Origin of the sequence: Microbacterium sp. S1037 (assembly GCF_048381605.1) — a bacterium.
Lineage (GTDB): Bacteria > Actinomycetota > Actinomycetes > Actinomycetales > Microbacteriaceae > Microbacterium > Microbacterium testaceum_B.
In genome coordinates this window covers 185,068-210,413 of sequence record NZ_JBLWIG010000001.1, presented here as the reverse complement: position 1 = coordinate 210,413, position 25,346 = coordinate 185,068, and the positions used below count along the sequence as shown (strand labels likewise).

Below are 25,346 nucleotides of genomic sequence, written 5' to 3'. Positions count from 1 at the left end.
TGCTCAGATTGGTCGACCATGGTCTCCACCGGAACCGTTCCCGCCGCCGCCCCGCCCGGAAAGCCCGCCGTGCGCCCGGGCGCCGTCATCGCGCTGCTGGTCGTCGCCGCGTTCGTGGTCATCCTCAACGAGACGATCATGGGTGTCGCTCTGCCCGAGCTCATGCGTGAACTCGACATCACCGCCGCCTCGGCGCAGTGGCTGACGACCGCGTTCCTGCTCACGATGGCGGTCGTGATCCCCGCGACGGGCTTCCTCATCCAGCGCTTCCCGCTGCGGACCCTGTTCTTCGCCGCGATGGGTCTGTTCACCCTCGGAACGGTGATCGCGGCGATCGCGCCCGGGTTCGGCGTGCTCCTCGTCGGTCGCATCGTCCAGGCCTCGGGCACGGCGATCATGATCCCGTTGCTGTTCACCACGGTGCTGAACGTCGTCCCGGCGGACCGTCGCGGTCGCATGATGGGGCTCATCTCGATCGTCATCTCGGTGGCTCCGGCCGTCGGTCCCACCGTGTCGGGCCTCATCCTGTCGGTCTTCCCGTGGCGGGCGATGTTCATCGTCATGATCCCCATCGCCCTGATCGCCATCGCGCTCGGCGCCCGGTGGGTGCGCAACCTGACCGACACGCGACACGTCACCCTCGACGTCTTCTCGGTGGTGCTCTCGGCGCTGGCCTTCGGTGGCCTCATCTTCGGCCTGTCGAGCATCGGCGAAGCGGCGGGCGGGCACGAGATCGTCCCGGTCTGGATGCCGCTGGCCGTGGGCGCGATCGCTCTGGCGGCCTTCGTGATCCGTCAGCTGCGCCTCGGGTCGACCGACCGGGTGCTGCTGAACCTCGGCGTCTTCCGGCATTCGTCGTTCACCGTCGCGGTGATCCTCGTCGTCGTGGCGATGACGACGCTGTTCGGCGTGCTCATCCTGCTGCCGCTGTACCTGCAGAACGTCCTCGGTCTCGGCACGCTCCCCACCGGCCTGATGCTGCTCCCCGGCGGTCTGCTGATGGGGCTCATGGCCCCGCTCGTCGGAAATCTCTTCGACCGCTTCGGCGCGCGCCCGCTCGTCCTCCCGGGCGCGGTCGTCGCCGGCGCGGCGCTGTGGGGTTTCGCCACCCTCTCGGCCACGACGCCGGTCGGCTTCGTCATCGCCGTGCACTGCCTGCTGAGCCTGGGCCTGGCGTTCATGTTCACCCCGCTGATGACCTCTGCGCTCGGCTCGCTCCCGCGCGAGCTCTACCCGCACGGGTCCGCGATCGTGTCGACCGTGCAGCAACTCGCGGGAGCCGCGGGCACGGCGGTGTTCGTGACACTGATGACGGTCGGCGCCGCGTCGGCGGCGAGCGGGGGAGCGAGTGTCGTGGATGCCACGGCCACCGGCATCCACACCGCCTTCTTCGTCGCGGCGTGCCTGTCGATCGCCGTGGTCGTGCTCGCGGCGTTCGTGCGGACGCCGAAGCAGGCCGAGGGTCTCGAGGGGGTGCCGGGGCACTGAGTCGTGCGGTGCGGGTGCGCGTGGTGGCGCGCACCCGCGCTGAGCGTCCACGAAACCCGGACGAGGCGACGAGCATGTCCGGGTGTTCTGGACACTCGATGGCGCCGGGCCTCGGACCGGTGTGGCGCCTAGCCGCTCGACGCCCGCACGACCAGCTCAGGCTGGAACCGCACCTGCCGCTCCGCGGGGTCGACGCCGCCGTCGAGCTGGCGCAGCAGCAGGTCGACGGCGGTCGAGCCGAGGGCCTCGGCGGGCTGGCGCACCGAGGTCAGCGGCACGACGGTCGCGGCGGCGAAGTCGATGTCGTCGTAGCCGACGAGGGCGATGTCGTCGGGCACACGGATGCCGCCGAGCATCGTGAGCGCCTGCAGCACGCCCACGGCCAGCAGGTCGTTCGCGGCGAAGATGGCGTCGGGGCGGTCGGCGCGCTCTCGAAGCTCCTTGCCGGCGGCCCGGCCGGCGAGGACGGTCATGGCATCCGTTTCGATGACCTCGAGGGACGCGCCCTCGACGTGGTCGACCGCCCGACGGGCGCCGGCGAGACGATCGGCGACCTGCCGCGTGGTGAGCGGTCCGGCGACGAAGGCGATACGCCGACGCCCCTGCTCGAGAAGATGAGCGACCGCGAGATGGCCGCCTTCGACGTCGTCGACCGACACCGTGCAGACGTCGTCTCCGGCGGTCTGCTCGTCGACGAGGACGACCGGGATGCCGGCGGCCGCGAGATGCTCCACGACGTCTCCGCCGGCATCGGCCGGGGTGAGGAGGACCCCTGCGACGCGCTGCTCGCGGAACTGGTCGACGTAGAGGCGTTCCTGGTCGGCGTCGGCCCCGCTGGATCCGAGGAGGACGACGTACCCATCGGCGGCGGCGCGCGCTTCGGCGCCACGGGCGACGGCGGCGAAGAAGGGGTTGCCGACGTCGAGCACGATCAGCGCGATCGCGCGGCTGCGGCCAGCGCGCAGCTGCCGGGCGGCGTCGTTGCGCACATAGCCGAGGGCGTCGATGGCGGCGCGCACGCGCTCGACGACTCCGGGTGACACCGTGTCGCGGCCGTTGAGCACGTTCGAAACGGTGCCCACCGAGACGCCGGCGTGCGCTGCGACGTCTTTGATTTTGACCGCCATGATCCGACGACGATATCGCACGCGTCGACGCGTCGTGCTACCGTGACGTGAAACGATTCATTCTCGAGGGAGAGAACCACTCCATGTCCGCACAGACCACGCGCGTCTGCTTCGAACTCCGCATCTGGCCCGACCTGGTCGACGAGTACGTCGCGCGTCACACGCCGGTGCGCGCGGAGATGCTCGAAGAGATCGCCGCTGCCGGGCGCCGCAACTACTCGTTGTTCCTCGGCGAGGGCGGCCGACTCATCGGCTACTACGAGACCGACGACGATGCCGCAGCGCAGGCGTATCTCGCGGCTTCGCCGATCGCCGCGAAGTGGGAGGACGAGATGTCCGCCTTCTTCATCGGACTCGAGAGTCGGCCCGATCAGGCCGCGACCCCCCTCACCGAGGTGTTCCACCTCGCCGATCAGCTCGCGGCGGCCGTGCCCGCGGCATCCGTTCCCTCCACCGACGCCGAGACCCCGGCATCCGCCCCGACCGAAAGCACCCGCCCATGACGACGCTGTCTCCCGAGATCCTCTCGACCCTCGAAGGCCAGGCCATCGAGCTGCCCTCCTGGGCCTTCGGCAACTCCGGCACGCGCTTCCGCGTGTTCCCCACCGCCGGCACCCCGCGTAACCCGTTCGAGAAGATCGCGGATGCCGCCGAGGTCAACCGCCTGACCGCCCTCGCGCCCACGGTGGCCCTGCACATCCCGTGGGACCTCGTCGACGACTACACGGCGCTCCGCCGCCACGCCGAAGACCTCGGCGTGAAGCTCGGCACGGTCAATTCGAACACCTTCCAGGACGAGGACTACAAGTTCGGCGCCCTCACGCACCACGACGAGCGCATCCGCCGCAAGGCCATCGACCACCACCTCGAGTGCATCGACGTGATGGATGCCACGGGCTCGCGCGACCTGAAGATCTGGCTCGCCGAGGGCTCGAACTACCCCGGACAGAACGACATGCGCGGCCGTCAGGACCGCCTCCAGGACTCGCTGCAGCAGATCTACGCGCGCCTCGGCGACGACCAGCGTCTGGTGCTGGAGTACAAGTTCTTCGAGCCGTCGTTCTACCACACGGACGTTCCCGACTGGGGGACCTCCTACGCCCAGGTCGCCTCGCTCGGCGACAAGGCGATGGTCTGCCTCGACACCGGTCACCACGCCCCCGGAACGAACATCGAGTTCATCGTCATGCAGCTCCTGCGCCTCGGAAAGCTCGGGTCGTTCGACTTCAACTCGCGCTTCTACGCCGACGACGACCTGATCGTCGGAGCGGCCGACCCGTTCCAGCTGTTCCGCATCCTGTTCGAGGTCGTGCGCGGCGGGGGCCTGAACAACCCCGACGTGGCGTTCATGCTCGACCAGTGCCACAACATCGAGGACAAGATCCCCGGGCAGATCCGCTCGGTGCTCAACGTCCAGGAGATGACGGCCCGTGCCCTGCTCGTCGACCGCGACGCGCTCACGGCGGCGCAGCAGGCCAACGACGTGCTCGGCGCCAACGCGGTGTTGATGGACGCCTTCTACACGGACGTGCGTCCCGCGCTCGCCGAGTGGCGCGAGTCGCGCGGCCTTCCCTCCGACCCGATGGCCGCTTTCGCGGCATCCGGATACCTGCCCCGCATCGCCGCCGAGCGCGTCGGCGGCACGCAGGCCGGCTGGGGCGCCTGACCGCAACGGCGGCGGGCGCTCGCGTGAGCGCCCGCCGCGACTGAGTGTCCAAGACACCCGGAGCCGCGCGAAAAACGTCCGGGTGTTCTGGACACGCAGCGACCATCACCGCGCCCACCTCGAACCCGACGAATTGAGATGAACGGAAGACCATGACCAGCTCCACCGCCGCCGACCTCGTCGCGCGCAGCAACCGCCTCGGCTCCGACCCCAAGGTCACCAACTACGCCGGGGGCAACACCTCCGCCAAGGGCACCGACATCGACCCCGTGACCGGCGAGCCGGTCGAGCTGCTGTGGGTGAAGGGCTCGGGCGGCGACCTGGGCACCCTGACCGAGAAGGGGCTCGCCGTGCTGCGGCTCGACCGCATGCGCGCCCTCGTCGACGTCTACCCGGGCATCGAGCGCGAGGACGAGATGGTCGCCGCCTTCGACTACTGCCTGCACGGCAAAGGTGGGGCGGCCCCGTCGATCGACACCGCGATGCACGGACTCGTGGATGCCGCGCACGTCGACCACCTGCACCCCGACGCCGGCATCGCGATCGCGACCGCCGCCGACGGCGAGGCGCTGACGGCGAAGATCTTCGGCGACAAGGTGGTCTGGGTGCCGTGGCGTCGCCCCGGCTTCCAGCTGGGCCTCGACATCGCCGCCATCAAGGAGAAGAACCCCCAGGCGATCGGCACGATCCTCGGTGGGCACGGCATCACGGCGTGGGGCGACACCTCGGAGGAGGCCGAGACAAACTCGCTCTGGATCATCGACACCGCGCAGGCGTACATCGACGAACACGGTGCCGCAGAGCCGTTCGGCGGAGTTCGCGACGGCTTCGCGGCGCTGCCCGAGGCCGAGCGCCGTGCGAAGGCCGCGGCGCTCGCCGCGACGATCCGCGGCCTCGCCTCGACCGACAAGCCGATGGTCGGCCACTTCACCGACGCTGACGTGGTGCTCGACTTCCTGGCATCCGAGAAGGCCCCCGCCCTCGCCGCGCTCGGCACGAGCTGCCCCGACCACTTCCTTCGGACGAAGGTCAAGCCGCTGATCCTCGACCTTCCCGCCGACGCCTCGGTGGAGGACGCGATCGCGCGGCTCAAGGAGCTGCACGTCGCCTACCGCGAGGACTACCAGGCGTACTACGACGCGCACGCCACGGCCGACAGCCCCGCGATCCGCGGGGCCGACCCGCTCATCGTGCTCGTGCCGGGCGTGGGCATGTTCTCGTACGGCGCGAACAAGCAGACGGCGCGCGTCGCGGGCGAGTTCTACGTCAACGCGATCAACGTCATGCGCGGCGCCGAGGCGCTGTCGACCTACGCACCGATCTCGGATGCCGAGAAGTTCCGCATCGAGTACTGGGCGCTCGAGGAAGCAAAGCTCCAGCGGATGCCGAAGCCCAAGACGCATCAGGGACGCATCGCGTTCGTCACAGGGGCGGCATCCGGAATCGGCAAGGCCATCGCGACCCGTCTCGCCGCGGAGGGGGCGTGCGTCGTCGTCGCCGACCTCGACCTCGAGAAGGCCCAGGCCGCCGCTGCCGAGCTCGGCGGGACCGACGTCGCGATCGGCGTCGCGGCGAACGTCGCGGATGCCGAGGGCGTGCAGGCCGCAATCGACGCGACGCTTCTCGCGTTCGGCGGCATCGACCTGGTCGTCAACAACGCCGGGCTCTCGCTCTCGAAGCCGCTGCTCGAGACCACCGAGAAGGACTGGGACCTACAGCACGACGTCATGGCGAAGGGCTCGTTCCTCGTGTCGAAGGCCGCGGCCAAGGCGCTCATCGAGCAGAGAATGGGCGGCGACGTCATCTACATCTCGTCGAAGAACTCCGTGTTCGCGGGCCCGAACAACATCGCCTACTCGGCGACGAAGGCCGACCAGGCGCACCAGGTGCGTCTGCTCGCGGTCGAGCTCGGCGAGCACGGCGTGCGCGTGAACGGCATCAACCCCGACGGCGTCGTGCGCGGCTCGGGCATCTTCGCCGCCGGGTGGGGCGCCAACCGCGCCGCGACCTACGGCGTCGACGAGAAGGACCTCGGCCAGTTCTACGCCAACCGCACGATCCTCAAGCGCGAGGTCGTGCCCGAGAACGTCGCCGACGCGGTGTACGTGCTCACCGGCCCCGAGCTGTCGCGCACGACGGGCCTCCACATCCCCGTCGACTCGGGCGTCGCCGCGGCGTTCCTGCGATGAGCGGGACGTCGGCGGGCGGCGCGGCGAACGGCGCGGGCGCGACCGTTGCCGGGGCAGGCGGCGCGGTGGCTGACTCCGACGCCGCCGACGCCGCGGCCGACGCCGGTGCCGCGGTGCCCGGCGCCGTCCGCGCCGTCGCCGCCGTCGATCTCGGCGCCACAAGCGGGCGCGTGATGATCGGCCGCGTGGGCCAGGGCGTGCTCGAGCTGGAGCAGGTCGCGCGCTTTCCGAACGGGCCCGTCGAGAGGGAGGACGGCTGGCACTGGGATCTCGAGGCGCTCTGGGGGCACGTGCAGGCGGGTCTCGCCGAGGCCCTCCGTCGCGAACCGAGCATCGAGAGCGTGGGGATCGACTCGTGGGCCGTCGATTACGGCCTGCTCGGAGCGGATGGTCTGCTCGCCGAACCGTTCCACTATCGCGACGACCGCACGGCGCGCGGTGTGGACGCGGTGCACGGGCTCGTCCCCTTCGAGGAGCTGTACCGCCGCAACGGCCTGCAATTCCTCCCGTTCAACACGGTGTACCAGTACGCGGCCGACGCTCTGGTGGCCGAGGCCGAAACGAGCCTGCTCATCCCCGACCTCCTCGCCGAGCGGCTCACGGGCCGACGCGTCGCGGAGCGGACGAATGCCTCGACCACGGGTCTGCTCGACGCGCACACAGGGGAGTGGGATCTCGCGCTCGCCGAGGCTCTCGGCATCCCTTCTCGTGTCCTGCCGCCCCTGGTCGATCCGGGGGAGACCGTCGGGCTCGCGCGGGGGCTGGGGGACACCCCGGTGATCGCGGTGGGCTCGCACGACACGGCGTCGGCGATCGTCGCGGTTCCGCTCTCATCACCGAACGCGGCCTACATCTCGTGCGGCACCTGGGGACTCGTGGGTCTCGAGGTCGCGGAGCCGATCGTGACGGATGCCGCCCGCGCGGCGAACTTCACGAACGAGGGCGGCGTGGACGGGCGTGTGCGGTTCCTCCATAACGTCACCGGGCTCTGGCTGCTGAGCGAAACGGTGCGCGCGTGGTCCGAGCGCGATGGTGCCCCGGTCGACCTGCCCGCGCTACTGGCCGCCGCCGCAGCCCAGCCCGCTCCCGCGCGACTGTTCGACGCCGACGACGCCTCGCTCGCCGCCCCGGGCGACATGCCGGCGCGGATCGCGGCCCTGCTCGGGATTCCGGAACCCGACGTCGAGGACCGCGCGGCCTTCGCGAGGGTCATCGTCGAGAGCATCGCCGACGCGTTCGCCCGGACGCTGCGCACGGCGGGGGAGCTCGCCGGCCGCGAGATCGACACGGTGCACCTCGTCGGCGGCGGTGCGCTCAACGCGCTGCTGTGCCAGGCGACGGCGGATCGCAGCGGACTGCCGGTGCTCGCGGGGCCGGTCGAGGCGACGGCTCTCGGCAACGTCCTCGTCCAGGCGCGTGCCCTCGGCTGTTTCGGGGCCGACGCGTCCCTCGAGGATCTGCGCGTTCGCGTGGCATCCGTCTTCCCCGCGGTGAGATTCGATCCCCGCTCCTGAAAACCCGGCCCGCGGGCGCCCCGTCAGGCCCTATGCTGTGGTCAGACCACACGAAAGCGAGACACCCATGGTGCAGCGACAGCTCCCCAAAGTCGGCGAGCTCCTCGAGCTCATGCAGTTCAAGAAGCCCGAGCTCGACGCGCGCAAGCGTCGCCTCGACGCCGCGCTCACGATCGGCGATCTGCGGACGATCGCCAAGCGCCGCACGCCCAAAGCGGCCTTCGACTACACCGACGGCGCCGCCGAGGGCGAGCTGTCGCTCGATCGCGCTCGCCGCGCGTTCGAGGACGTCGAGTTCCACCCCGACATCCTTCGCCCCGCGAACGAGGTCGACACGTCGTGCGAGATCCTCGGCGGCCCCTCGGCGCTGCCCTTCGGTATCGCGCCCACCGGCTTCACGCGGTTGATGCAGACCGAGGGTGAGACGGCGGGGGCCTCCGCGGCGGCGGCCGCCGGCATCCCGTTCACCCTGTCGACGCTGGGTACCACCTCGATCGAGGGCGTGAAGGCCGCGAACCCCGTCGGCCGCAACTGGTTCCAGCTGTACGTGATGAAGCAGCGCGAGATCTCCTACGGTCTCGTCGAACGCGCCGCCAAGGCCGGTTTCGACACGCTGCAGTTCACGGTCGACACCCCGATCGCCGGCGCCCGTCTGCGCGACAAGCGCAACGGCTTCTCGATCCCGCCGCAGCTGACCGTCGGCACGATCGTCAACGCGATCCCGCGCCCGTGGTGGTGGTACGACTTCCTCACCACGCCCAAGCTCGAGTTCGCCTCGCTCAGCACGACCGGCGGCACCGTCGGCGAGCTGCTGAACGCGGCGATGGATCCCACGATCAGCTACGAGGACCTCGACATCATCCGGGGCATGTGGCCGGGCAAGCTCGTCGTGAAGGGCGTGCAGAACGTCCAGGATGCCGCGCGCCTGGTCGACCTCGGCGTCGACGGCATCGTGCTTTCGAACCACGGCGGGCGTCAGCTCGACCGCGCGCCGATCCCGTTCCGCCTGCTCCCCCACGTCGTGCGCGAGGTGGGCAAGGACGCCACGGTCATGGTCGACACCGGCATCATGAACGGCGCCGACATCGTGGCATCCATCGCTCTGGGCGCGAAGTTCACCCTCATCGGCCGGGCGTACCTCTACGGGCTGATGGCCGGGGGACGCGAGGGCGTCGACCGCACGATCGCGATCCTGCGCAGCGAGATCGAGCGCACGATGACGCTCCTCGGCGTCTCGTCGCTCGCCGAGCTCGAGCCGCGCCACGTGACGCAGCTGACGCGGCTCGTGCCTGTTGCGGGCCAGGGGGTCGACGCGCGCGTCTGACGCAGTGGCACGACCTCAGCGATTCGCGCGTCCTCGGCTCGATCGGGCCGTTCGCAGCGGAGATCGTGCGGATTGCGGGGACCGCCTGAAGTTCCCGATTTCGCCCAGCTGCCATCAGAGCCCCTGACTCGCAGGCGTATGGCCGGGATGTCATGCGCCGGTAATCGGTGCGTGAGAGGGTGTGCGTGTCGGGTGGTCAGGACAGTGGAGGGGCGTGACCGTGCGGGGAATTCCGTATCTGGTGATTGCTCTTGGGTTGATGCTCGCCGTGGCGAGCTGGTTGACGTGGAAGCCCTGCCTCGATGGTGATCTCACCGCCTGTTACGACCTTCTCAACCAGAGGCCGTGGGAGCTTGCCCGTTCCGCCGCCTGGGTTCTCTCGTTGCTCGCGTGCGGAGTGGGGTTCATCCCTCGCTATGGCCGGGTCGGAGCCGCGGCGGGACTGGTATTGACCGTTCTTGCGGTACCCGTGCTCGACCCGGGGTTTCCTATCGCTGGCCTGGATTCGGCGGACGGGAACCCCGGGACCGGCATTGTTTGCGGTCTCATCCTCACGTGTGGAGGCGCTCTCTACGCGGCGCTGAGTGAAGTGGATCGTCGCAGGCAGGCGAAAGGAATGACTCCTTTGGGAGTGCCGTCTGCGTGACTCTCAGGGGCACGATCCGTACTTGACGGTGACGTATGCTCCCTGGTTGTCGACCTTCTTCCATGCGCCGGTGCTTGAACCAGTACGGTTCAAGGTCCCCAGATCGATCCCGTTCCGCCCGCCCGGTCGGTATGCGCGGCCGCAAGCTCCGGCGGGAACCCAGAACGCGTCCCAGTCAATGCCCGAGGGCGACCACTTGCCACTGTTGACCCAGGTCGTCTGGCCGGTGATGGTCCACCCGTTGTAGTCGGCTCCAACTTTCACTGACGTCGAACCGGCGTTGTACACCCACCCGCACAGCACTCCCGCAGTGCAGCCCCCGGCTTGAGCGGGGGCAGCGCCGACGACAAGTAGTCCGCCCGCCAGGGCCGCAGTAGTGGCGATTGAGGCGACCCGTCCCCAGAAGCGGGTCCGCGAAGTGGTCGTCTTGGTGAGGTTGTGCGCGCCCCGCGGCGCGGCGGGTGCTCAGCGCGGCGGAGCGAGCAGCCCGCCGAGAGCGCCGAGCACGTCGGCGAGGGGGATCGACGGCTCGAGCAGCCACTGCACCTGCAGACCGTCGGATGCCGCGATCAACAGCGCGGCGACCTGGTCGGGGTCGCAGTCGGCACGGACGCGGCCGTCGGCCTGCTCGGCGCGGAGTCGGTCGGCGAGCTCCTCGCGCAGGCGGGCGAAGCGGTCGGTGAAGTACTCGCGCGCGGTCGCGCTGTCGGCCTTGAGCGACGCGGCGACGAGCGTCGTGTAGAGCTCGACGAGGCCCGGTACCGAGGTGTTGTTCTCGGCGGAATCGGTGAGCGACGACAGGGCGGTCGCGTCAGGGGCGGCGGGCGTCGACTTGGCCGCGTGGTCGTAGACGGCGACGAGCAGCTGCTCGCGCGAGTCGAAGTAGTGCAGGAGCGCCGCGTGCGAGACGCCGAGCGCCCGCGCGATGCTGCGGAGCGACGCCCCCTCGGCCCCGCGCTCGGCGAAGACGTGGATCGCGCGGTCGAGGATCTCCTGCCGCCGCGCGACCCCCTTCGTGTACGCGCCGGAGCGTCCGAGGCGGTCGTCGCCCTCGCTCGCGGGAGCCTCGGCCTCGTCGTCGCTGGTCACCCCGTCAGTGTAGGGGAGATAAAAGCAACCAGTGGTCGGTTTTGTGGTAGCGTTCCCGCAATGCCCTCGGCGCCTTCGCGGCGCCCTCGACGACGAGCAAGGAAAGGTCCGATGTCGCTCCCTATCCCTTCCGTCCAGCTCTACACGCTGGCCGCAGAATTCACCGCTGACCCGGGCGGCTCGCTCGACCGCCTCGCCGCGATCGGCCTCCGCAACGTCGAGGCGTTCGACTTCGTGCGCCGCCCCGCCGAGATCCGTGCGGCTCTGGACGCCAGTGGCCTGGCCTCCCCGACCGGACACGCCCCGCTGCTCTCGGACGAGCTGTGGACGCCCGACGGCTCGATCCCCACCCCCGCTCCCGAGGTGGTCTTCGAAGCCGCCGCCGAGATCGGCATCTCGACCGTGATCGACCCCTTCGTCGACCCGGCGCGCTGGGTGACCGCCGACGGGATCGCCGACATCGCCGAGCGCCTCAACAAGGCGGCCGACGTCGCCGCCACCTTCGGCCTGAACGTCGGGTACCACAACCACGCGCAGGAGTTCCTCATCGACGTCGACGGCAAGAGCGGCTTCGAGCACTTCGTCTCGCTGACCGACGAGCGCGTCGCAATCGAGCTCGACCTCTTCTGGGCGCTCACCGGCGGCCAGGACGTGCCGGCCCTCGTCGAGCGTCTCGGCTCGCGCCTGGTGGCGGTGCACGTCAAGGACGGCATCGTTCCCGTGCCCAACCCCTTCGCCCCGGATGCCGACCGCAGTGCCACGCGCCAGCTCGACCAGCGTCGTCCCGGCGAGGGCCAGGTGCCCCTCGTCGAGGCCATGCAGGTCGCCGCCGACGTGAAGTACGCGGTCATCGAGTACGACCAGGCTCCCGGTGACGTGTTCGACGACATCGCCGCCAGCTACGCGTTCCTGCTCGAGAAGGGTCTCGCCGCGTGAGCGCCCCCGTGGGAGTCGGCATCATCGGTGCCGGCGTCATCAGCGACACCTACCTCGAGAACCTCACGTCGTTCCCGGACGTGACGGTGCTCGCGGTCGGCGACATCGACACCGAGCGCGCTCGCGCCAAGGCCGAGAAATACGGCGTGGCCTCGTGGGGCACCGCCGACGAGGTACTCGGCAACCCCGACATCCAGGTCGTCGTGAACCTCACCATCCCCGCCGTGCACGTCGAGGTCTCGTCGGCCGCGATCGCCGCGGGCAAGCACGTCTGGACGGAGAAGCCGCTCGGGCTCGACCGTGCCGGCACCGCGCAGCTCCTGCGCGACGCCGAGGCCGCGGGCCTGCGCATCGGATCCGCGCCCGACACCGTCCTCGGCCCGGGTTTCCAGTCCGCGAAGCGCGCGATCCTCGACGGCGTGATCGGTCAGCCCGTGTTCGCGCAGGCGTCGTTCCAGACGCAGGGGCCCGACCTCTGGCATCCGGGACCGCAGTTCCTCTTCGCGCGCGGCGCCGGCCCCCTGCTCGACATGGGCCCGTACTACCTGACCGCGCTCGTGAGCCTGCTCGGTCCGGTGGACCGGGTCGCGGCTCTCGGGGCCAAGCCGCAGGCGAAGCGCGAGATCCACGCCGGGCCCGACGAGGGCACGTTCTTCGACGTCGAGGTGCCCACCACGGTGCAACTCCTCGCGGCGTTCGAGAGCGGCCAGCAGGCGCAGGGGCAGTTCAGCTTCGACTCGGCCCTCGAGCGCCATGGCGTGCTCGAGATCCACGGCACCGAGGGCACGATCGTGCTGCCCGACCCCAACCGCTTCGAGGGGCCGACGCGCTACGTCAAGCCGCTCGGCGTGCTGCGTGACGGGGCCCGGTTCGACCAGCCCTGGATCGACGTCGAGCAGGAGGGCGTGGTCGTCGGCCGCGGTCTCGGCCTGCTCGACATGGTCCGCGCGATCGCCGAGGACCGTCCGCACGTCGCCACCGGTGAGCTCGGCTACCACGTGCTCGACATCATGCTGTCGGCCGAGGAGTCGATCGAGAACGCGGCCTTCACGACCGTCGAGAGCACGCTCGCGGCTCCCGTGCCGGTCGTGCCCCGCGACTTCGATCCCTTCGCGCGCACGATCTGATCGACCCCGACCCCGTCGGCGCGGCCCTATCGCGGGTCGCGTCGGCGGGGTTCGTCGTGGGTGCGAGGGTCAATTCCTGAAACTACTTGCCAATATGGAAAGTAGTTGACACCATGGAGGTATCGGAAGGAACCCCATGGACACACACACCGCCCTCACCCCCGCGGAAGCGCAGCAGCTCCTCGACCGAGCCGACCGGCTGAGCCGCTCCGCTCACGACGCGACCCGTTGGCCGTACATCACCTTCATCGTGGCGCTCGGCGTCGCCACGTCGATGGGGACCTTCGCGATGGCCCTCGCGACAGGAGACGCCTTCGGCCTCGCCTATGTCAGCACCCTGGCCGTATCGGTCGCGCTCGTCATTTTCTTCACGATCAGTGTTCAGGGTCGGGCGGCCTTCGCCCGCAGCCGTCGCTGGACGGCGTACGTCGTGAGCTGGTTCGTCACCTACGCGGCGGCGCTCGCCGTGGTGATCTTCGCCCACGGGTCGGTCGTGCTGGCGAGCATCGCATCGGGGCTCATCCTGGTCGTGTCGTTCCTCTGCGCCGCCCGTGAGGCACGGTCATGACCACGGCCGTTCCTCACCCCCGGCACAAGCTCGACGAGCTGCTGCAGAACTCCGTGCGGTTCTCGATCATCGCGGCCCTGGATCGGGCGAGCACCCTGAGCTTCAAAGAGGTTCGGGATGCCGTGGAGATCACCGACTCCGCCCTGAGCAAGCACGTGTCGACGCTGGAAGCGGCGGGCTACCTGTCGGTCGGCAAATCCTTCGCCGGCAAGATGCCCCGCACCTCGCTCACCCTCACGAAGGAGGGTCGCACCGCCTGGCGGGCTCACCTCGCGACGCTGCGCGAGATCGCGGGATCGCTCGACTGAATCGGGCGGGCCGTCTCGCCGGCGGCCGCGTCCCGCATCAGCGGCAGCCCTGCGCGCCGATCCATGCCCGAGCGGCCTCGGCCGCATCGCCCGGGGTCGCCTCGTCGGGCGCGATCGGGACCTCGGGGAACTCCGTCCCGGTGCGGTCGGCGTAGATGCTCTGCGTGAGGATGATCCTCGCCCCGTCCGCCAGCGGGATCGGCAGGTTCGCGGAGGTGTACCCGGCGGTGGGCGCCCCGAAGCTGCGGACCCCGTCGACGCCTCGGAACGCGGCCACGACGGCCTCGGCGCTCGATCCGGTCCCGGCATCCTGAAGCACCGCCACGGGAACGCCGGTGATCTTCCCACGGGCGGCCACGGCGACGACGGTCTGGCCCCCGAGGCCGACGCCGTCGTCCTGCACGGTGACGGTGGTCGCGTCGCCGCTCCGCGTGCGGAACGAGAGGGCCGGGCCGTCGGGCAGCAGCGCGGAGACGCCCGAGAGCATCGGGTACATGTTGCCGCCCCCGTTTCCGCGCACGTCGACGATCCATCCGCACACCTCGTCGGCGTGCGCGGCGATCCCGGTCGCGACGACGTCGGCGTAGTCCTGCTGCGTCCGCTCGTCGGGGTCGACCAGCTCGGGAAGGGTCACGACGCCCACGCCGTCGGCCGCCGACACCGCCGGGAGGGCCGAGGTGACCTCCTCCACGCCGGGCGTCTCAGCCGGAGGCTGGAAGCTCGAGTGTTTCCCGCCCGCGGCGCGGGTGGCCGCGTCGATCAGCGGGTAGAGCTCCTCGGCGCTCCGGGCCGAGGGCGCCGCATGCAGCAGTTCGGCCCGCGCCGCGGTCCACTCGGGTCCGGTCGCGTAGTAGCCGGTGTCGAGGCGGTCGACGACGATCTCGGCGTACCGCTCGGGGGTGGGCGGCACCAGGTAGAAGCCGAAACGGGGACCGTACTCGTAGGCGCCCCACGCGGCCGCGCCGCCGAGGACCACCACCACGACGGCGGCCACCGCGCCCATCACGTACCGACGCCGCCGGCGCTTCTGAGGTCGGACAGCATCGTTCTTCGGGGTGTTGCTCACCCTTCCATGGTCGTGATCCCGCCGGCCGGGCACATCCGTCCAGGGGAGTATTCCGCACTCCGTGAGGCGGACGAGCGCTCACTCCCGCAGGAGCCATCCGCCGGCGGGCACGATGATCCTGTCCGTTCGCACGCGGACCTCGCGGGCCGTCCCATCGAGGTTGGCCGCGAGCGTCACCCGCCCACCCGGTGTCGTCACCGTCATCACCCAGACGCGGGAATCGGCGCTGCTGCCGACCTCGACCGGAGCGCCCGCGAGGCCCGCGAGCACGCCCAGCGCCTCCGCCACGGGGTACGGCTCTCCGGAGGATGACCGGATGCCACGCGGCCCCCACTCCTCGAAGAACGCCACCGACGCGATGCCCGGTGTCGTCAGCGCGGCGAGGCTCGCGATCGTCCACGCCGCCAGCTCGGGCGCGCTCTGGCGGGGATCGGTCGCGTCGAGGAGCGCCGGGCCGTAGCCGTCGCGCAGGTCGGGCTCGCTCGGAACGGGTTCCGGAGTCGTCGCGACCGCGTCGACGTGCGGCCGCAGCGTCACGGGACCGACGTGCACGGGGACGCCTCGCGACAGCTCCACAGCCTGCCGCGCGATGAGGGGCAGGATGCCGAGAGACTCCACGAGCTGCGCCGTGGCGCGCGAGTGGAACAGCGGAGTCATCGCGAATCCGACGCCGTCGAGGTCGTCGGGGAGCAGGCCGTGCCTCCGATTCAGCTCGGTGAAGTGCGTGCGCGCCCCGCCGACGACGGGGAGGTCGAGCCCTTCCTCGCGCAGCGCCTCACGTAGCGCGGCCACGGTCGTGGCATCCGACACGTGTTTCTCAGGACCGTCGCCGGCGAAGGCGCCGACCGTGCGAACGCGGAGACCACGCAGCGCACGAGCCGCCTCGAACAGCCCGGGGGCGGGGGCCCGCACGAAACGCACGTCGAGAGGAGGCCCCGACGCGGTGACGCGATCGAGAGCCGCGCGCCACGCGGGGGAGGCGAGGTCGAGTTCGACACGGACGAAGGAGCCGACCGGCGTGGGTGCGGGTGCGGGACCCGGGGCGGTCGCCGCGCCGATGCCGATCGCGGGGACGACTCCGGCCGGTTGCAGCACGATCTCATCCTCGGTGGCGGCGGCGAGGTCTGCTCGACCGGCGGCCCGGAGCGACACCGTCTGTCGCACGCGCGTCCCGGCGGCGAGCCGGTAGGGGAACGGGAGCTCCAGCGGGCGGCTGTACGTCTTGAACGAGGCATCCGTCCAGTTGCGCTGGTCCTCCATCTCGAAGACGTCGCCCTCGAGAGTCATCGACACGGCGAGAGCCCGGTGCTCCCACGCCAGCCCCGCGATGTCGAACGCGGGCTGGTGCGGGCTGATCGCGCGGGGAAAGCGCGTGCGCTCCACCGCGCCGTCCGCGTGGGTGACGGCGAGCTCCGCCCCGGCGACGGTCGGGGGATGAAGCACGACCAGGCCGAGGCGGTTGGTCTCGATCTCGTCGTCCGCGCGCACGTCGGCGACGACCTCGAGACGGTCGCCGTCCGCGTGCACAGCGACCGTGCCCTCGATCCCGCCCCCGCCGACGTGCAGGGTCAACGCCGAGGACGCGACCTCGCGCCGCTCCACCCCGAGATCGACGGTGCCCCAGTCGCGGTCGCGCAGCACCAGGCGAACGCTGCGCAGCACGACCGTCCCGTCGAGGGAGATGTCGGCGAGCTCATCGCCACGCAGCTCGAGCGTCCACCGCCCGCTCGTCCACGCCTGTCCCGGCTCCGCCCACGTCATGTCAGAGCGTCGACATGCCGCCGTCGACGGCGAAGAGCGATCCCGTCGCGAACGCCCCGTCGTCCGAGGCGAGGAACACCATGATGCCCTCGACGTCTTCGGGGGCGCCCGCGCGACCGAGCGGGATGCGCCCGATGATCGCGGCGCGCGCCTCGGGGTCGTCGGTGATCGTCGTCACGAGAGAGGTCTCGGTGTAGGCGGGCACGACGGTGTTGACCCGGATGCCGCGATCGGCATACGCCGCGGCGACGGTGCGCGAGAGCCCGTGGATGCCCGCTTTCGTGGCGCTGTAGGCCGTGAAGGCGCGACCCTCTCCGTTGATGCCGGTGGGGCTGCCGGTCACGATGATCGACCCGCCCGTGTCGTGCATCGCGCGGACCGCGTGCTTGATCGTGAGGAAGGTCCCCGTGAGGTTCACGTCGACCGTGCGCTGCCACACCGCGAGGTCGAGGTCGGCGATCGGCGCGTCCTGACCGAACAGCTGCACGCCGGCGTTCGCGACGACGACGTCGGGCGTCCATCCCGCGGCCTCCGCGTCCGCGAAGGCCGCGGCGACCGACGGCTCGTCGGAGATGTCGAGGACGGCGGCCCGCGCGGCCTCGCCGATCCGCGCGACGGCTGCGGCCGTGGCATCCGCGTCTCTGTCGCCGATGAGCACGCGGGCGCCCTCTCGGGCGAAGCGAGCGGCGACGGCGAAGCCGATCCCGGTGGCCGCTCCGGTGATGAGAGCGGTCTTTCCCTGGAGTCTGGTCATGTCGGGTCCTCAGCGCTCGATGTGGTCGAGGTGCAGCATGCGCGCGAGGTTCTTGTCGAGCTCGTCGTCGCGGAAGATCTTCTTCCAGTCGTCCTTGATGATGCTCTCGCGACCGTAGTCCATCGCGATCAGGCACGCGTCGCTGAAGGGGTTGTCGCCGCGCAGTCCGTTCGCGAGCGCCACCTGCGTGTGGCCGTACAGGATGCTGCGCGCCGCCGCCTCGGGGACGCCCATCGTGTGGATGGCCTCGTCGAGCGCTTCGTTGAGCAGCGAGCCGATCATGCACGCGACCGTCTCGACGAGCGTGGGCTCGAGCTGCGCGAGCTGCTTGATGCTCACCCAGTGCACGTCGATGACCGGGGCGTAGATCGCGCGGACGGTGGCCTCGACGATCGCCTTCTTCTCGGGATCGTCGGACTCGATCGCGGCGATCGCGTCCTGCGGGGCGGCGATGCCGCCGAACGTGTCGGCCCACTCCGCCTTCGTCGTGCGCTCGAGGAAGACCGAGGGATGGCAGGGGTGGGCGACCGCCTGGATCACGTCGTCGCGCGTGGTGAGCAGGCCCGCGTAGGCGGCGGCGGGGTCGAGCGTCAGCACGATCGCGCCGGCCTTCAGCTGCGGGACGAGCTCGGCCGTGACCGCACCGAGGGCGAGGTCGGGGACGGCGAGCACCACGATGTCGGCGTCCGCGACCGCGACGGGCGCATCGGTGAGCTCGCGGCCCGCGGCGATCGTGCGCTCGCGGCCCGCGGGGGAGTTCTCGACGTAGGCCACGGGGTGGGCGGTGCGCGCGAGGTTGTTCGACACGCGCATCCCCATCTTCCCGCCCGCGCCGATGACGGCGATCGAGTGGAGGTCGGTGGTGGTCTCGGTCATCGGGTGCTCCTCAGGTAGTCGATGGTGGTGCGGGTCCATTCCCGCTCGCGGCGAAGGGTGGTCTCGGCATCCCCCTGCCAGGGGAGCCAGTGCTCGACGATCTCGTCGATTCCGCGTTCGCGCGGTCGGACGGTTTCGAGCAGGTGGGGGTAGTCGTGCAGCCCGGAGCCCATCGGCGCGCCGGTGTACTCGAAGCCGACCCAGCCGTCGCGGCGCTGGAAGGCGAAGTCCTTGACGTGCACGTTGGCGACGAGTTCGGCGCACGTCTCGACGCAGGTGGTGGGCTGCTCCAGGCGTGCCACCACGTTCGCGGGGTCGAGGCAGATGCCCAGGCTCTCGCTCGACAGCGACCACACCAGGTCGACGAGATCGGCCGTGGCGACCTGTTCGTAGGTCTCGAGGGCCAGGGTCACCCCCGCATCCTCGAAGGACGGCAGGGTGTCGGCGAGCCAGAGTTCGGCCTGGCCGAGGGACGGCGTGCCCTCCGGCCCGCTGAGCATCGAGCGGATCAGCCGCGCGTCGAAGACCTCGGCGAGACGCAGGAAGCGATGGAGCCGTTCGGGCGTGAGGCCCTTGGTGCCGAGCTGCACGGTGAGCCCGAGGTCGCGGGCGGCGGCCGCGGCCTCGGACAGCTCGCGATCGCCCATGTGCTCGAAGGGCGCGAAGTCGCAGATCTGGAAGAGGTCGACGTCGAGCGCGCGGGTGGACTCGAACGCCCCGCGCAGCGTGAGGGGCTCGGGGGCCATGGCCGAGTGCTGCCAGAAGAACGCGTAGGTCCCGAGGCCGATCATGCTCGTACCTCCGCGCGGGTAGCGGCCTCGTCGAGGACACGTCGGAGCTGCGCGGGATCGTGGGCGAAGCGCCCGAGGAACAGGCCGTCGACCGCGCCGTCCAGGACGGTGAGCAGGCCCGGTCCCGCCGAACCGCCGTAGACGACCGCGCTGCCCGCGCGCGCGGGGAGCGCGTCGAGAGCTTCGCGTAGCGCCCGGGTGACGCGCACGATGTGCGGAATGGATGCCGGAGACTCCGCGCCGATCGCCCACACCGGCTCGTAGGCGACGGTGACCGCACCCGCGGGGGCGCCCTCGAGATCCGCGTGCAGCTGCGCCACGACGGTCGCGGCAGCGGCGTCGGAGTCGCCTCTCTCGGTCTCGCCCAGACACAGCAGAGGAGTCAGACCCGCCGCCAACGCCGCCGTGGCTTTCGCCGCCGTGTCGGCGTCGGTCTCGCCGAACAGGCGCCGGCGCTCGGCATGGCCGATCTCGGCGTACGAGACGCCGATCTCCGCGAGCTCCGACGCCGCGATCTCACCCGTGAAGGCCCCGGCCGGGTGCGCCGAGACGTCCTGCGCGCCGATCACCACGCCCGTTCCGGCGAAGGCCTCGAGCGCCGCGGGGATCTGCACGTAGGTGGGAACGACGACGAGCCGCACGGCGCCCGAGGCGATGGCCGGTGTCTCGCGGACGACCGCGGCGACCTCGTCCATCCACGCGAGAGCGCGGGCGTGCCCGAAGTACGTCTTCAGGCTCACCCCCACCCACACCGGCGCGGTCATCAGCAGGATCCGGTGTTCTCGTACGCGGTGAGGACAGCGACCTTCTCGGCGCTCGCCGAGGAGTCGTCGAAGCGGTAGGTGAGCCACTCGCGCACGAGGCGCCGGGCGAGCTCGATGCCGACGACCCGCTGTCCCATCGTCAGCACCTGCGCGTTGTTGGACAGCACCCCGCGCTCGACGGAGAACGAATCGTGTGCCGTGACCGCGCGGATCCCGGGCACCTTGTTGGCCGCGATCGCCACACCCAGGCCCGTGCCGCAGATCAGCAGGGCCCGGTCGGCCTCACCGTTCGCGACGCGGGAGGCCGCTTCGATCGCGACGGTCGGGTAGGGCGTGTGGCCCTCGGCATCCACTCCCACGTCGATGACCGACACGACGCCGTCGTTCGCCTCGAGGTCGCGTTTGAGGATCTCTTTGTAGTCGAAGCCGGCGTCGTCGGAGCCGATCACGATGCGCAGGGGAGAGGTCATGAGGGGGTTCCCTTCTCGGAGGCGGACGCCAGGACGTCGGCGACCGCGGCGGTGATGAGTGCGAGTGAGACGGCGCCCGGGTCGGGGGTACCCACGGCGTGTTCGCCGTGGGTGCGGGCGCGGCCCTTGCGGGGCAGCAGGTCGGCGGTCGCGGTGGCGGCGCGGTCGGCCGCGACGGCGGCGGAGCGCCAGGCGGCCGAGAGCGAGGCACCGCCGTCGACCCCGTGCGCGAGGGTCGTGGCGAACGGCACGAGCGCATCGACGAGCGTCTTGTCGCCCAGCTCGGCCTTGCCGTAGTCGGTGACCGCGCGCGAAGCGGCGGAGACGCCGGCCGCCACGTCGGCTGCGGTCGGGGTTCCGGTGTCGCCGAGCGTGCGGGCGATCGCCGCGAGCATCACTCCCCACAGCGCCCCCGAGGTTCCGCCCGCGCGATCGGCCCAGGCGTCGGCCGCGCGCTGCAGCGTCGTGGCGGCCCCGGCGCCCGCGTCGGCGGCGGCGTCCGCCGCCGCCCGCGCCGCGTGGGACCCGCGCTGCATCCCGATGCCGTGATCTCCGTCGCCGGCGACGGCATCCAGGCGCCCCAGCTCGTCGACGTGCGTGTCGATCGTCTCGGCGATCGCCGTCACCGCGAGACGCACGGTATGTGCCGTCGCGCGCGAGGAGTCATCGGCATCCGGGATCTCATCGGTGGCCTCGGCCTCGATCGCGGATGCCGACACGCGCTCGGTCGCGGTGACGGCTCCGCGGCGGTAAGCGGGCGTGTCGACGGGGTGCTCCCACAGCGCCGCGAGCTCGTCGTCGAGCCAGTACAGCGTCAGCGACGTGCCGGCCATGTCGAACGAGGTGCAGTACTCGCCCACGTGCGGATCGACGATCTCGATCCCGGCTTCTTCGAGGAGCTGCGCGATGCGCCGGTAGACGACGAACATCTCCTCGTGCTTGAGCGAGCCGAGTCCGTTCAGCACGGGGACCACGCGTGCGCCGGACACGGATGCCACGCCCTCGGGCACTTCGGCGGGGTCGAGCAGGGCCGCGACGAGCATCTCGGCGAGCCCGTCGGCGGTCGGGATGTCGGTCTCGTCGATTCCCTGTTCGCCGTGGATGCCGAGCCCCACCGCCATGCGGCCCTCGGCGACGGTGAACAGCGGGTCCTCGGCGCCGGGGAGGGTGCAGCCGGTGAACGCGACGCCGAAGGAGCGGGTGCGTTCGTTCGCGAGCGCGGCGACGCGGGCCACGCCGTCGAGGTCGTCGCCGCGTTCGGCCGCGGCCGCGGCCGCGCGGAAGACCGTGAGGTCGCCCGCGATGCCCCGCCGGCGGCGGCGCTCCTCGGGAGGTGCCGAGGAGATGTCGTCGGTGACGGTGACGGTCCGCGCGTCGATGCCCTCGTCGCGCAGGCGCTGCTCGGCCGCGTCGAAGTTGAGGACGTCGCCGGCGTAGTTGCCGTAGGTGAAGAAGACGCCGCCGCCGTTGTCGGCGGCCTTCGCCGCGCCGTACACCTGCTGCGTCGAGGGCGAGGCGAAGAGGTTGCCCATCGCCGCGGCGTGCGCCAGGCCCGGGCCGACCAGGCCGCCGAAGGCGGGGTAGTGGCCGGAGCCACCCCCCACCACGACCGCGACCTGGCCAGCCGGCGAGGTGGTCGCGCGGGCGACCCCTCCCGGGATGCGGCGGACGTAGCGTCCGTTCGCCGCGACGAAGCCGTCGATCATCTCGTCCGCGAAGGCCGCGGGCTCGTTCCAGAGGCGGGTCATCGTGCGGGCTCCTCGACGTCGGAGGACATCGGGGCGGCCTTGCGGAAGGTGCGGCGCGCGATCTCGAGCTCCGTCGGGCGAGGGGTGGAGGTGTCCACGATGACTCCGTTCGATCCAAGGCGCATCGATGCGCTTTCTCATTTTGGCCAACCGGTTGACCAATTGCAAGCGCGCGTCGACCGTCGCGCGCTAGGTTGAGGGAATGCCCGCGTATCCCGCCGACCGCAGTCACGAGATCGCGGCCGCTCTCGAGGCCCTCCCCGCGGGGTCGCCGGTCAGCGAGGTCGCGCGTCGCCTGCTCGACCTGTTCACGACCGGCTCGATCGCGCCGGGGACGCGCCTTCCCGCCGAACGCGCGCTCTCCACGACGCTCGGCGTCGGTCGTTCCGCGGTGCGCGAAGCGCTCGCGGCCCTCGAGATCCTCGGCATCGTCGACGTCCGTCCCGGGTCGGGTACCTACCTGCGCGGCACCGCGAGCGCCCTGCTGCCGCAGACGCTCCGCTGGGGACTGCTTCTCGGTGAGACCGACACCGGCGAGTTGCTCGACTTCCGCGCCGGACTCGAGATCTACGTCGCCCGTCTGGCCGCCGAGCGCGCCGACGCCGTCGCGAACGAGCGCCTCGCCGCCACGCTCGCCGACATGACGCGCTCGCAGGGCGACCTCTCCGCGTTCGCCCGCGCTGACCGTGCCTTCCACGACGCCCTCGGCCTCGCCGCCGGGAACGCGCTCCTCGTCGACCAGCTCAACGTCGTCCGCTCGCTCCTGCAGGTCTACGCCGATCGCGCGGTCCAGAGCGCCGACGACGCGACCCGGGCCATCGCCGAGCACGACGCCGTGCACCGCGCGATCCAGGCGCGGGACGCCGATGCCGCGGCATCCGCGATGGCCGTGCACATGGCGACGGCGTCGGCTCGTCTCGTGGGTGAGTGACGGCGGGCGACGCCGCAGCGGGCGCGCGCTCTCGCGTCATTTGCCTCACGTTGTCGCCTGAGGTAGGCGGCGTCGACCCTGTGCGGCAAGTGAACGTTCCTGCCGGTGCGTCGTTTGCCTCGTGTTGTCGCTTCGCGAGTGCGGCGCTGACCATGTGCGGCAAGTGAGCGTTCTGCGGCGAGTGAGCGTTCCTGGCGGTGCGTCGTTTGCCTCGTGTTGCCGCCGGGGGTGGGCGGCATCGACCATCTGCGGCAAGTGAGCGTTCCTGGCGGTGCGTCGTTTGCCTCGTATTGTCGCGTCGCGACCGCGGCATCGACCATCTGCGGCAAACGAGCGGAACGGGCGAGGGCGCGCCTCCCTCACACGCGCGACAGCCGCACCGCCACGAACTGCCGACCCGGAAGCTCCACCCGCGCGGTCCCGGAATGGATGCCGTCGACCCGGTCGATCGTCATGTTCCAGGTGTCGATGACGTCGATGGCCCAGTCGCCCTCGCCGAGAACGACGTTGCGGAAGCGCGGGCGGTTGAAGCCGAAGTAGGCGACGCGGACCGAGCCGTCGCTCGACTGCGCCCACGGCACGTCCCAGTCGGAGGGGGCAGGGTCGAGTACGCCGCCCGGCACCTCGGCGAGCACGCGCTCGAGGAAGCCGATGCGCGCGGGCGAGGAGCCGTGCAGCACGCCGCCCTTCGCCCACCAGAGGACTTCGCGGTCGGGGCCGGCGGCATCCGGGACCTGCACCTCGCCCACCGGGGCGGGGAGATAGGTCTCGCCGTGGCCGACGTAGCCGCCGCGAACGGCGCCCTCCCAGAAGCGGCGCGTCATTTCTTCGCCGGTGATGTTGCCCCAGCCCTGGTCGATGTCGCCCTCGTACGCGCACTCGTCGATGACGACGGGCTTCCCCCAGCGCTCGCGCCACTCGTCGGTGTTCTCGGCGGTGCGGTACACGTCGACGCGCTGGATGCTGACGTGCGTGATCCACGGACGCGAGTAGTCGTAGAACGGACGGCAGTTGTGGATCGAGTTGAGGTGGTCGGCGTGGTCCTCCTCGCCGACGATCGCCGCGAGGCGCTCCCAGTCGTCCTCGTCCTTCGCCCAGACGAGGTCGTACTCGTTCGCCATCGACCACCACACGTTCGAGAACGCGGCGAGGCGGCGCACGACGTACCGGACGTAGCGGTCGTCGACGGCTGGCCCCAGGTCGGCGAAGCCCCAGCGGTCGTACGCGTGGAACAGGATCAGGTCGGCCTCGATCCCGCGTTCGCCGAGCTGGGCGATGCGCTTCTCGAGACGGCGGAAGTGCGCGGGGTCGAAACGCTCGAGGTCGAAGCCGTCGGCGAGAGAGCCCGGGAAGACGAAGTCGTCGGGCTCGTTGGCGTTGAAGAGGTACGACTTCGGGAACAGGCACATGCGGATCTTGCGGAACGGTCCGTCGGTGAGCGTCTCGAGCGTCTGCTCCTGCAGCGCGTCGGGCTGGTGGGTCCACGCGTAGGCCGTGGTGCCGAGCGGGCGGTGGCGCGTGCCGTCGGCGTGCGCGAAGTGGAAGCCGTCGACGCGGACCGGACCGTGCGCCCCGTCGAGCGCCGTCCCCACGTGAGCCTCCCCGGTCAGGCCGTCGAGCGAGCGCGCGGTCGCGGTGGTCGAGAACGTCCAGCGGCCCTCCTGGTCGGCGAGCACGCGCACGACCCACTCGCCGTCGCCGTCGTAGAAACCGCCGACCCGCACGGTCGAGCCGTCGGGGCGCGTGAAGTCCGCGTGAAGGTCGACGTCGACGAAGGGGTTGCCGTGCGAGGGGCCGTCGATGCGCACCTCGAGCACGCCCCACCGGCTCGCCTCGGCGACCGGGCGGACGACGGCGGAGGCGCGCTCGGCATCGTCGCCCTCGTAAGCGGGGTTCGGCGCGATCGCGGGGGAGTACGCCGGACGTTCTGCCGCGTCGCCGATCTCGGCGAGCTCGGCCCACAGCTGCGCGCGCGCCTCGGGCGACTCGAGCGACGGGACGAGGGCGATGAGCGAACCCAGCCGACCGCCGCGGAACTGCGCCGCCATCGGCGAGGCCGCGAAGCCGGGCATCAGGCGCTCGAGCACCGCGCGGGCGCCGGGGTGGTCGAGGGCTTCGCCGAAGGTGGAGCGGCGGTCGAACATGGGAACTCCTCGGGGCAGGGGGTATCGGGCGGGGCGGGCTGCGGGCGGGGCGGATGCCG

General features: G+C 71.1%; 22 protein-coding genes. 11 read left to right on the top strand and 11 right to left on the bottom strand.

What is annotated here, in order from left to right:
• The first annotated feature begins 18 nt into the window (after nt 1-18).
• Nucleotides 19-1,488, top strand: a complete 1,470-nt coding sequence (locus ACMW4R_RS00870; protein ID WP_418298872.1) for an MDR family MFS transporter — start codon at nt 19-21, stop codon at nt 1,486-1,488.
• Between the two features lie 128 nt (nt 1,489-1,616).
• Here ACMW4R_RS00870 and ACMW4R_RS00865 read toward each other — a convergent pair whose 3' ends face one another.
• Entirely contained in the window at nt 1,617-2,615 is a 999-nt protein-coding gene (locus ACMW4R_RS00865) for a LacI family DNA-binding transcriptional regulator (RefSeq protein ID WP_418298871.1), read from the bottom strand.
• Nucleotides 2,616-2,698: 83 nt separating this feature from the next.
• On the opposite strand from ACMW4R_RS00865, the gene ACMW4R_RS00860 reads away from it, so the two are divergent.
• The 5 genes from ACMW4R_RS00860 (at nt 2,699) to ACMW4R_RS00840 (ending at nt 9,308) form a co-directional block, all read left to right on the top strand.
• The gene (locus ACMW4R_RS00860) at nt 2,699-3,118 is read left to right on the top strand and encodes an L-rhamnose mutarotase (RefSeq protein WP_418298870.1); all 420 of its coding nucleotides are present in this window, start codon (nt 2,699-2,701) and stop codon (nt 3,116-3,118) included.
• On the top strand, nt 3,115-4,281 hold the full coding sequence (rhaI, locus tag ACMW4R_RS00855) for an L-rhamnose isomerase (RefSeq protein WP_418298869.1): 1,167 nt from the start codon (nt 3,115-3,117) through the stop codon (nt 4,279-4,281). Before ACMW4R_RS00860 ends, rhaI begins: the two co-directional genes overlap by 4 nt.
• Before the next feature lie 152 nt (nt 4,282-4,433).
• Nucleotides 4,434-6,470, top strand: coding sequence for a bifunctional aldolase/short-chain dehydrogenase (locus ACMW4R_RS00850; protein ID WP_418298868.1), 2,037 nt, complete (start codon nt 4,434-4,436; stop codon nt 6,468-6,470).
• A gap of 65 nt (nt 6,471-6,535) precedes the next feature.
• Nucleotides 6,536-7,984 carry a rhamnulokinase gene (locus tag ACMW4R_RS00845; protein ID WP_418298867.1) on the top strand — a complete coding sequence of 483 codons (1,449 nt, stop codon included), beginning with the start codon at nt 6,536-6,538 and terminating at the stop codon, nt 7,982-7,984.
• A 67-nt stretch (nt 7,985-8,051) separates the two neighbouring features.
• On the top strand, nt 8,052-9,308 hold the full coding sequence (locus ACMW4R_RS00840) for an alpha-hydroxy acid oxidase (protein WP_058613999.1): 1,257 nt from the start codon (nt 8,052-8,054) through the stop codon (nt 9,306-9,308).
• A 1,111-nt stretch (nt 9,309-10,419) separates the two neighbouring features.
• Here the strand turns inward: ACMW4R_RS00840 and ACMW4R_RS00835 are convergent.
• Nucleotides 10,420-11,043 carry a TetR/AcrR family transcriptional regulator gene (locus ACMW4R_RS00835; RefSeq protein WP_058626527.1) on the bottom strand — a complete coding sequence of 208 codons (624 nt, stop codon included), beginning with the start codon at nt 11,041-11,043 and terminating at the stop codon, nt 10,420-10,422.
• Nucleotides 11,044-11,154: 111 nt separating this feature from the next.
• Between ACMW4R_RS00835 and ACMW4R_RS00830 the strand changes: the two genes are divergently transcribed.
• The 4 genes from ACMW4R_RS00830 (at nt 11,155) to ACMW4R_RS00815 (ending at nt 13,982) form a co-directional block, all read left to right on the top strand.
• Complete coding sequence (locus tag ACMW4R_RS00830) at nt 11,155-11,979, top strand: sugar phosphate isomerase/epimerase family protein (protein ID WP_058629720.1); 825 nt, start codon at nt 11,155-11,157, stop codon at nt 11,977-11,979.
• Nucleotides 11,976-13,106, top strand: coding sequence for a Gfo/Idh/MocA family protein (locus tag ACMW4R_RS00825; protein ID WP_058596130.1), 1,131 nt, complete (start codon nt 11,976-11,978; stop codon nt 13,104-13,106). The genes ACMW4R_RS00830 and ACMW4R_RS00825 overlap by 4 nt, the downstream gene beginning before the upstream one ends.
• Nucleotides 13,107-13,242: 136 nt before the next feature.
• Nucleotides 13,243-13,674, top strand: coding sequence for a chemotaxis protein CheY (locus tag ACMW4R_RS00820; protein ID WP_418298866.1), 432 nt, complete (start codon nt 13,243-13,245; stop codon nt 13,672-13,674).
• A complete protein-coding gene (locus ACMW4R_RS00815; protein WP_418298865.1) occupies nt 13,671-13,982 on the top strand; it encodes a winged helix-turn-helix domain-containing protein in 312 nt (103 codons plus the stop codon). Before ACMW4R_RS00820 ends, ACMW4R_RS00815 begins: the two co-directional genes overlap by 4 nt.
• 37 nt (nt 13,983-14,019) lie before the next feature.
• Here ACMW4R_RS00815 and ACMW4R_RS00810 read toward each other — a convergent pair whose 3' ends face one another.
• The 8 genes from ACMW4R_RS00810 to ACMW4R_RS00775 all read right to left on the bottom strand — a co-directional run bounded on the left by ACMW4R_RS00810 (nt 14,020) and on the right by ACMW4R_RS00775 (nt 22,212).
• Entirely contained in the window at nt 14,020-15,048 is a 1,029-nt protein-coding gene (locus ACMW4R_RS00810; protein WP_058627712.1) for a S41 family peptidase, read from the bottom strand.
• 78 nt (nt 15,049-15,126) lie between these two features.
• Nucleotides 15,127-16,809, bottom strand: a complete 1,683-nt coding sequence (locus ACMW4R_RS00805; protein ID WP_418298864.1) for a hypothetical protein — start codon at nt 16,807-16,809, stop codon at nt 15,127-15,129.
• A gap of 1 nt (nt 16,810) precedes the next feature.
• The gene (locus tag ACMW4R_RS00800) at nt 16,811-17,563 is read right to left on the bottom strand and encodes an SDR family NAD(P)-dependent oxidoreductase (RefSeq protein ID WP_418298863.1); all 753 of its coding nucleotides are present in this window, start codon (nt 17,561-17,563) and stop codon (nt 16,811-16,813) included.
• A 9-nt stretch (nt 17,564-17,572) separates the two neighbouring features.
• On the bottom strand, nt 17,573-18,439 hold the full coding sequence (locus tag ACMW4R_RS00795; RefSeq protein ID WP_418298862.1) for a phosphogluconate dehydrogenase C-terminal domain-containing protein: 867 nt from the start codon (nt 18,437-18,439) through the stop codon (nt 17,573-17,575).
• Complete coding sequence (locus ACMW4R_RS00790; RefSeq protein WP_418298861.1) at nt 18,436-19,230, bottom strand: sugar phosphate isomerase/epimerase family protein; 795 nt, start codon at nt 19,228-19,230, stop codon at nt 18,436-18,438. The genes ACMW4R_RS00795 and ACMW4R_RS00790 overlap by 4 nt, the downstream gene beginning before the upstream one ends.
• A complete protein-coding gene (locus tag ACMW4R_RS00785; protein WP_058615196.1) occupies nt 19,227-19,994 on the bottom strand; it encodes a triose-phosphate isomerase family protein in 768 nt (255 codons plus the stop codon). Before ACMW4R_RS00785 ends, ACMW4R_RS00790 begins: the two co-directional genes overlap by 4 nt.
• Nucleotides 19,994-20,464 (bottom strand): ribose-5-phosphate isomerase, encoded by a 471-nt coding sequence (locus ACMW4R_RS00780; protein ID WP_058629713.1) that lies wholly within the window; start codon nt 20,462-20,464, stop codon nt 19,994-19,996. The genes ACMW4R_RS00785 and ACMW4R_RS00780 overlap by 1 nt, the downstream gene beginning before the upstream one ends.
• Entirely contained in the window at nt 20,461-22,212 is a 1,752-nt protein-coding gene (locus ACMW4R_RS00775) for a dihydroxyacetone kinase family protein (protein ID WP_418298860.1), read from the bottom strand. Before ACMW4R_RS00775 ends, ACMW4R_RS00780 begins: the two co-directional genes overlap by 4 nt.
• Before the next feature lie 202 nt (nt 22,213-22,414).
• Here ACMW4R_RS00775 and ACMW4R_RS00770 point away from each other — a divergent pair, with 202 nt between their 5' ends.
• Nucleotides 22,415-23,143: a FadR/GntR family transcriptional regulator gene (locus ACMW4R_RS00770; RefSeq protein ID WP_418298859.1), complete on the top strand. Its 729-nt coding sequence runs from the start codon at nt 22,415-22,417 to the stop codon at nt 23,141-23,143.
• A gap of 359 nt (nt 23,144-23,502) precedes the next feature.
• Here the strand turns inward: ACMW4R_RS00770 and ACMW4R_RS00765 are convergent, their stop codons facing one another.
• Entirely contained in the window at nt 23,503-25,287 is a 1,785-nt protein-coding gene (locus ACMW4R_RS00765; protein WP_418298858.1) for a DUF5605 domain-containing protein, read from the bottom strand.
• Between the last annotated feature and the right edge of the window lie 59 nt (nt 25,288-25,346).

Bases quoted from the DNA above. Each gene is read 5' to 3' on its own strand.
- ACMW4R_RS00870 (WP_418298872.1), top strand. From the start codon at position 19: ATGGTCTCCACCGGAACCGTTCCCGCCGCCGCCCCGCCCGGAAAGCCC.
- ACMW4R_RS00865 (WP_418298871.1), bottom strand. From the start codon at position 2,615: ATGGCGGTCAAAATCAAAGACGTCGCAGCGCACGCCGGCGTCTCGGTG.
- ACMW4R_RS00860 (WP_418298870.1), top strand. From the start codon at position 2,699: ATGTCCGCACAGACCACGCGCGTCTGCTTCGAACTCCGCATCTGGCCC.
- rhaI (WP_418298869.1), top strand. From the start codon at position 3,115: ATGACGACGCTGTCTCCCGAGATCCTCTCGACCCTCGAAGGCCAGGCC.
- ACMW4R_RS00850 (WP_418298868.1), top strand. From the start codon at position 4,434: ATGACCAGCTCCACCGCCGCCGACCTCGTCGCGCGCAGCAACCGCCTC.
- ACMW4R_RS00840 (WP_058613999.1), top strand. From the start codon at position 8,052: ATGGTGCAGCGACAGCTCCCCAAAGTCGGCGAGCTCCTCGAGCTCATG.
- ACMW4R_RS00830 (WP_058629720.1), top strand. From the start codon at position 11,155: ATGTCGCTCCCTATCCCTTCCGTCCAGCTCTACACGCTGGCCGCAGAA.
- ACMW4R_RS00820 (WP_418298866.1), top strand. From the start codon at position 13,243: ATGGACACACACACCGCCCTCACCCCCGCGGAAGCGCAGCAGCTCCTC.
- ACMW4R_RS00815 (WP_418298865.1), top strand. From the start codon at position 13,671: ATGACCACGGCCGTTCCTCACCCCCGGCACAAGCTCGACGAGCTGCTG.
- ACMW4R_RS00805 (WP_418298864.1), bottom strand. From the start codon at position 16,809: ATGACGTGGGCGGAGCCGGGACAGGCGTGGACGAGCGGGCGGTGGACG.
- ACMW4R_RS00800 (WP_418298863.1), bottom strand. From the start codon at position 17,563: ATGACCAGACTCCAGGGAAAGACCGCTCTCATCACCGGAGCGGCCACC.
- ACMW4R_RS00795 (WP_418298862.1), bottom strand. From the start codon at position 18,439: ATGACCGAGACCACCACCGACCTCCACTCGATCGCCGTCATCGGCGCG.
- ACMW4R_RS00790 (WP_418298861.1), bottom strand. From the start codon at position 19,230: ATGATCGGCCTCGGGACCTACGCGTTCTTCTGGCAGCACTCGGCCATG.
- ACMW4R_RS00785 (WP_058615196.1), bottom strand. From the start codon at position 19,994: ATGACCGCGCCGGTGTGGGTGGGGGTGAGCCTGAAGACGTACTTCGGG.
- ACMW4R_RS00780 (WP_058629713.1), bottom strand. From the start codon at position 20,464: ATGACCTCTCCCCTGCGCATCGTGATCGGCTCCGACGACGCCGGCTTC.
- ACMW4R_RS00775 (WP_418298860.1), bottom strand. From the start codon at position 22,212: ATGACCCGCCTCTGGAACGAGCCCGCGGCCTTCGCGGACGAGATGATC.
- ACMW4R_RS00770 (WP_418298859.1), top strand. From the start codon at position 22,415: ATGCCCGCGTATCCCGCCGACCGCAGTCACGAGATCGCGGCCGCTCTC.
- ACMW4R_RS00765 (WP_418298858.1), bottom strand. From the start codon at position 25,287: ATGTTCGACCGCCGCTCCACCTTCGGCGAAGCCCTCGACCACCCCGGC.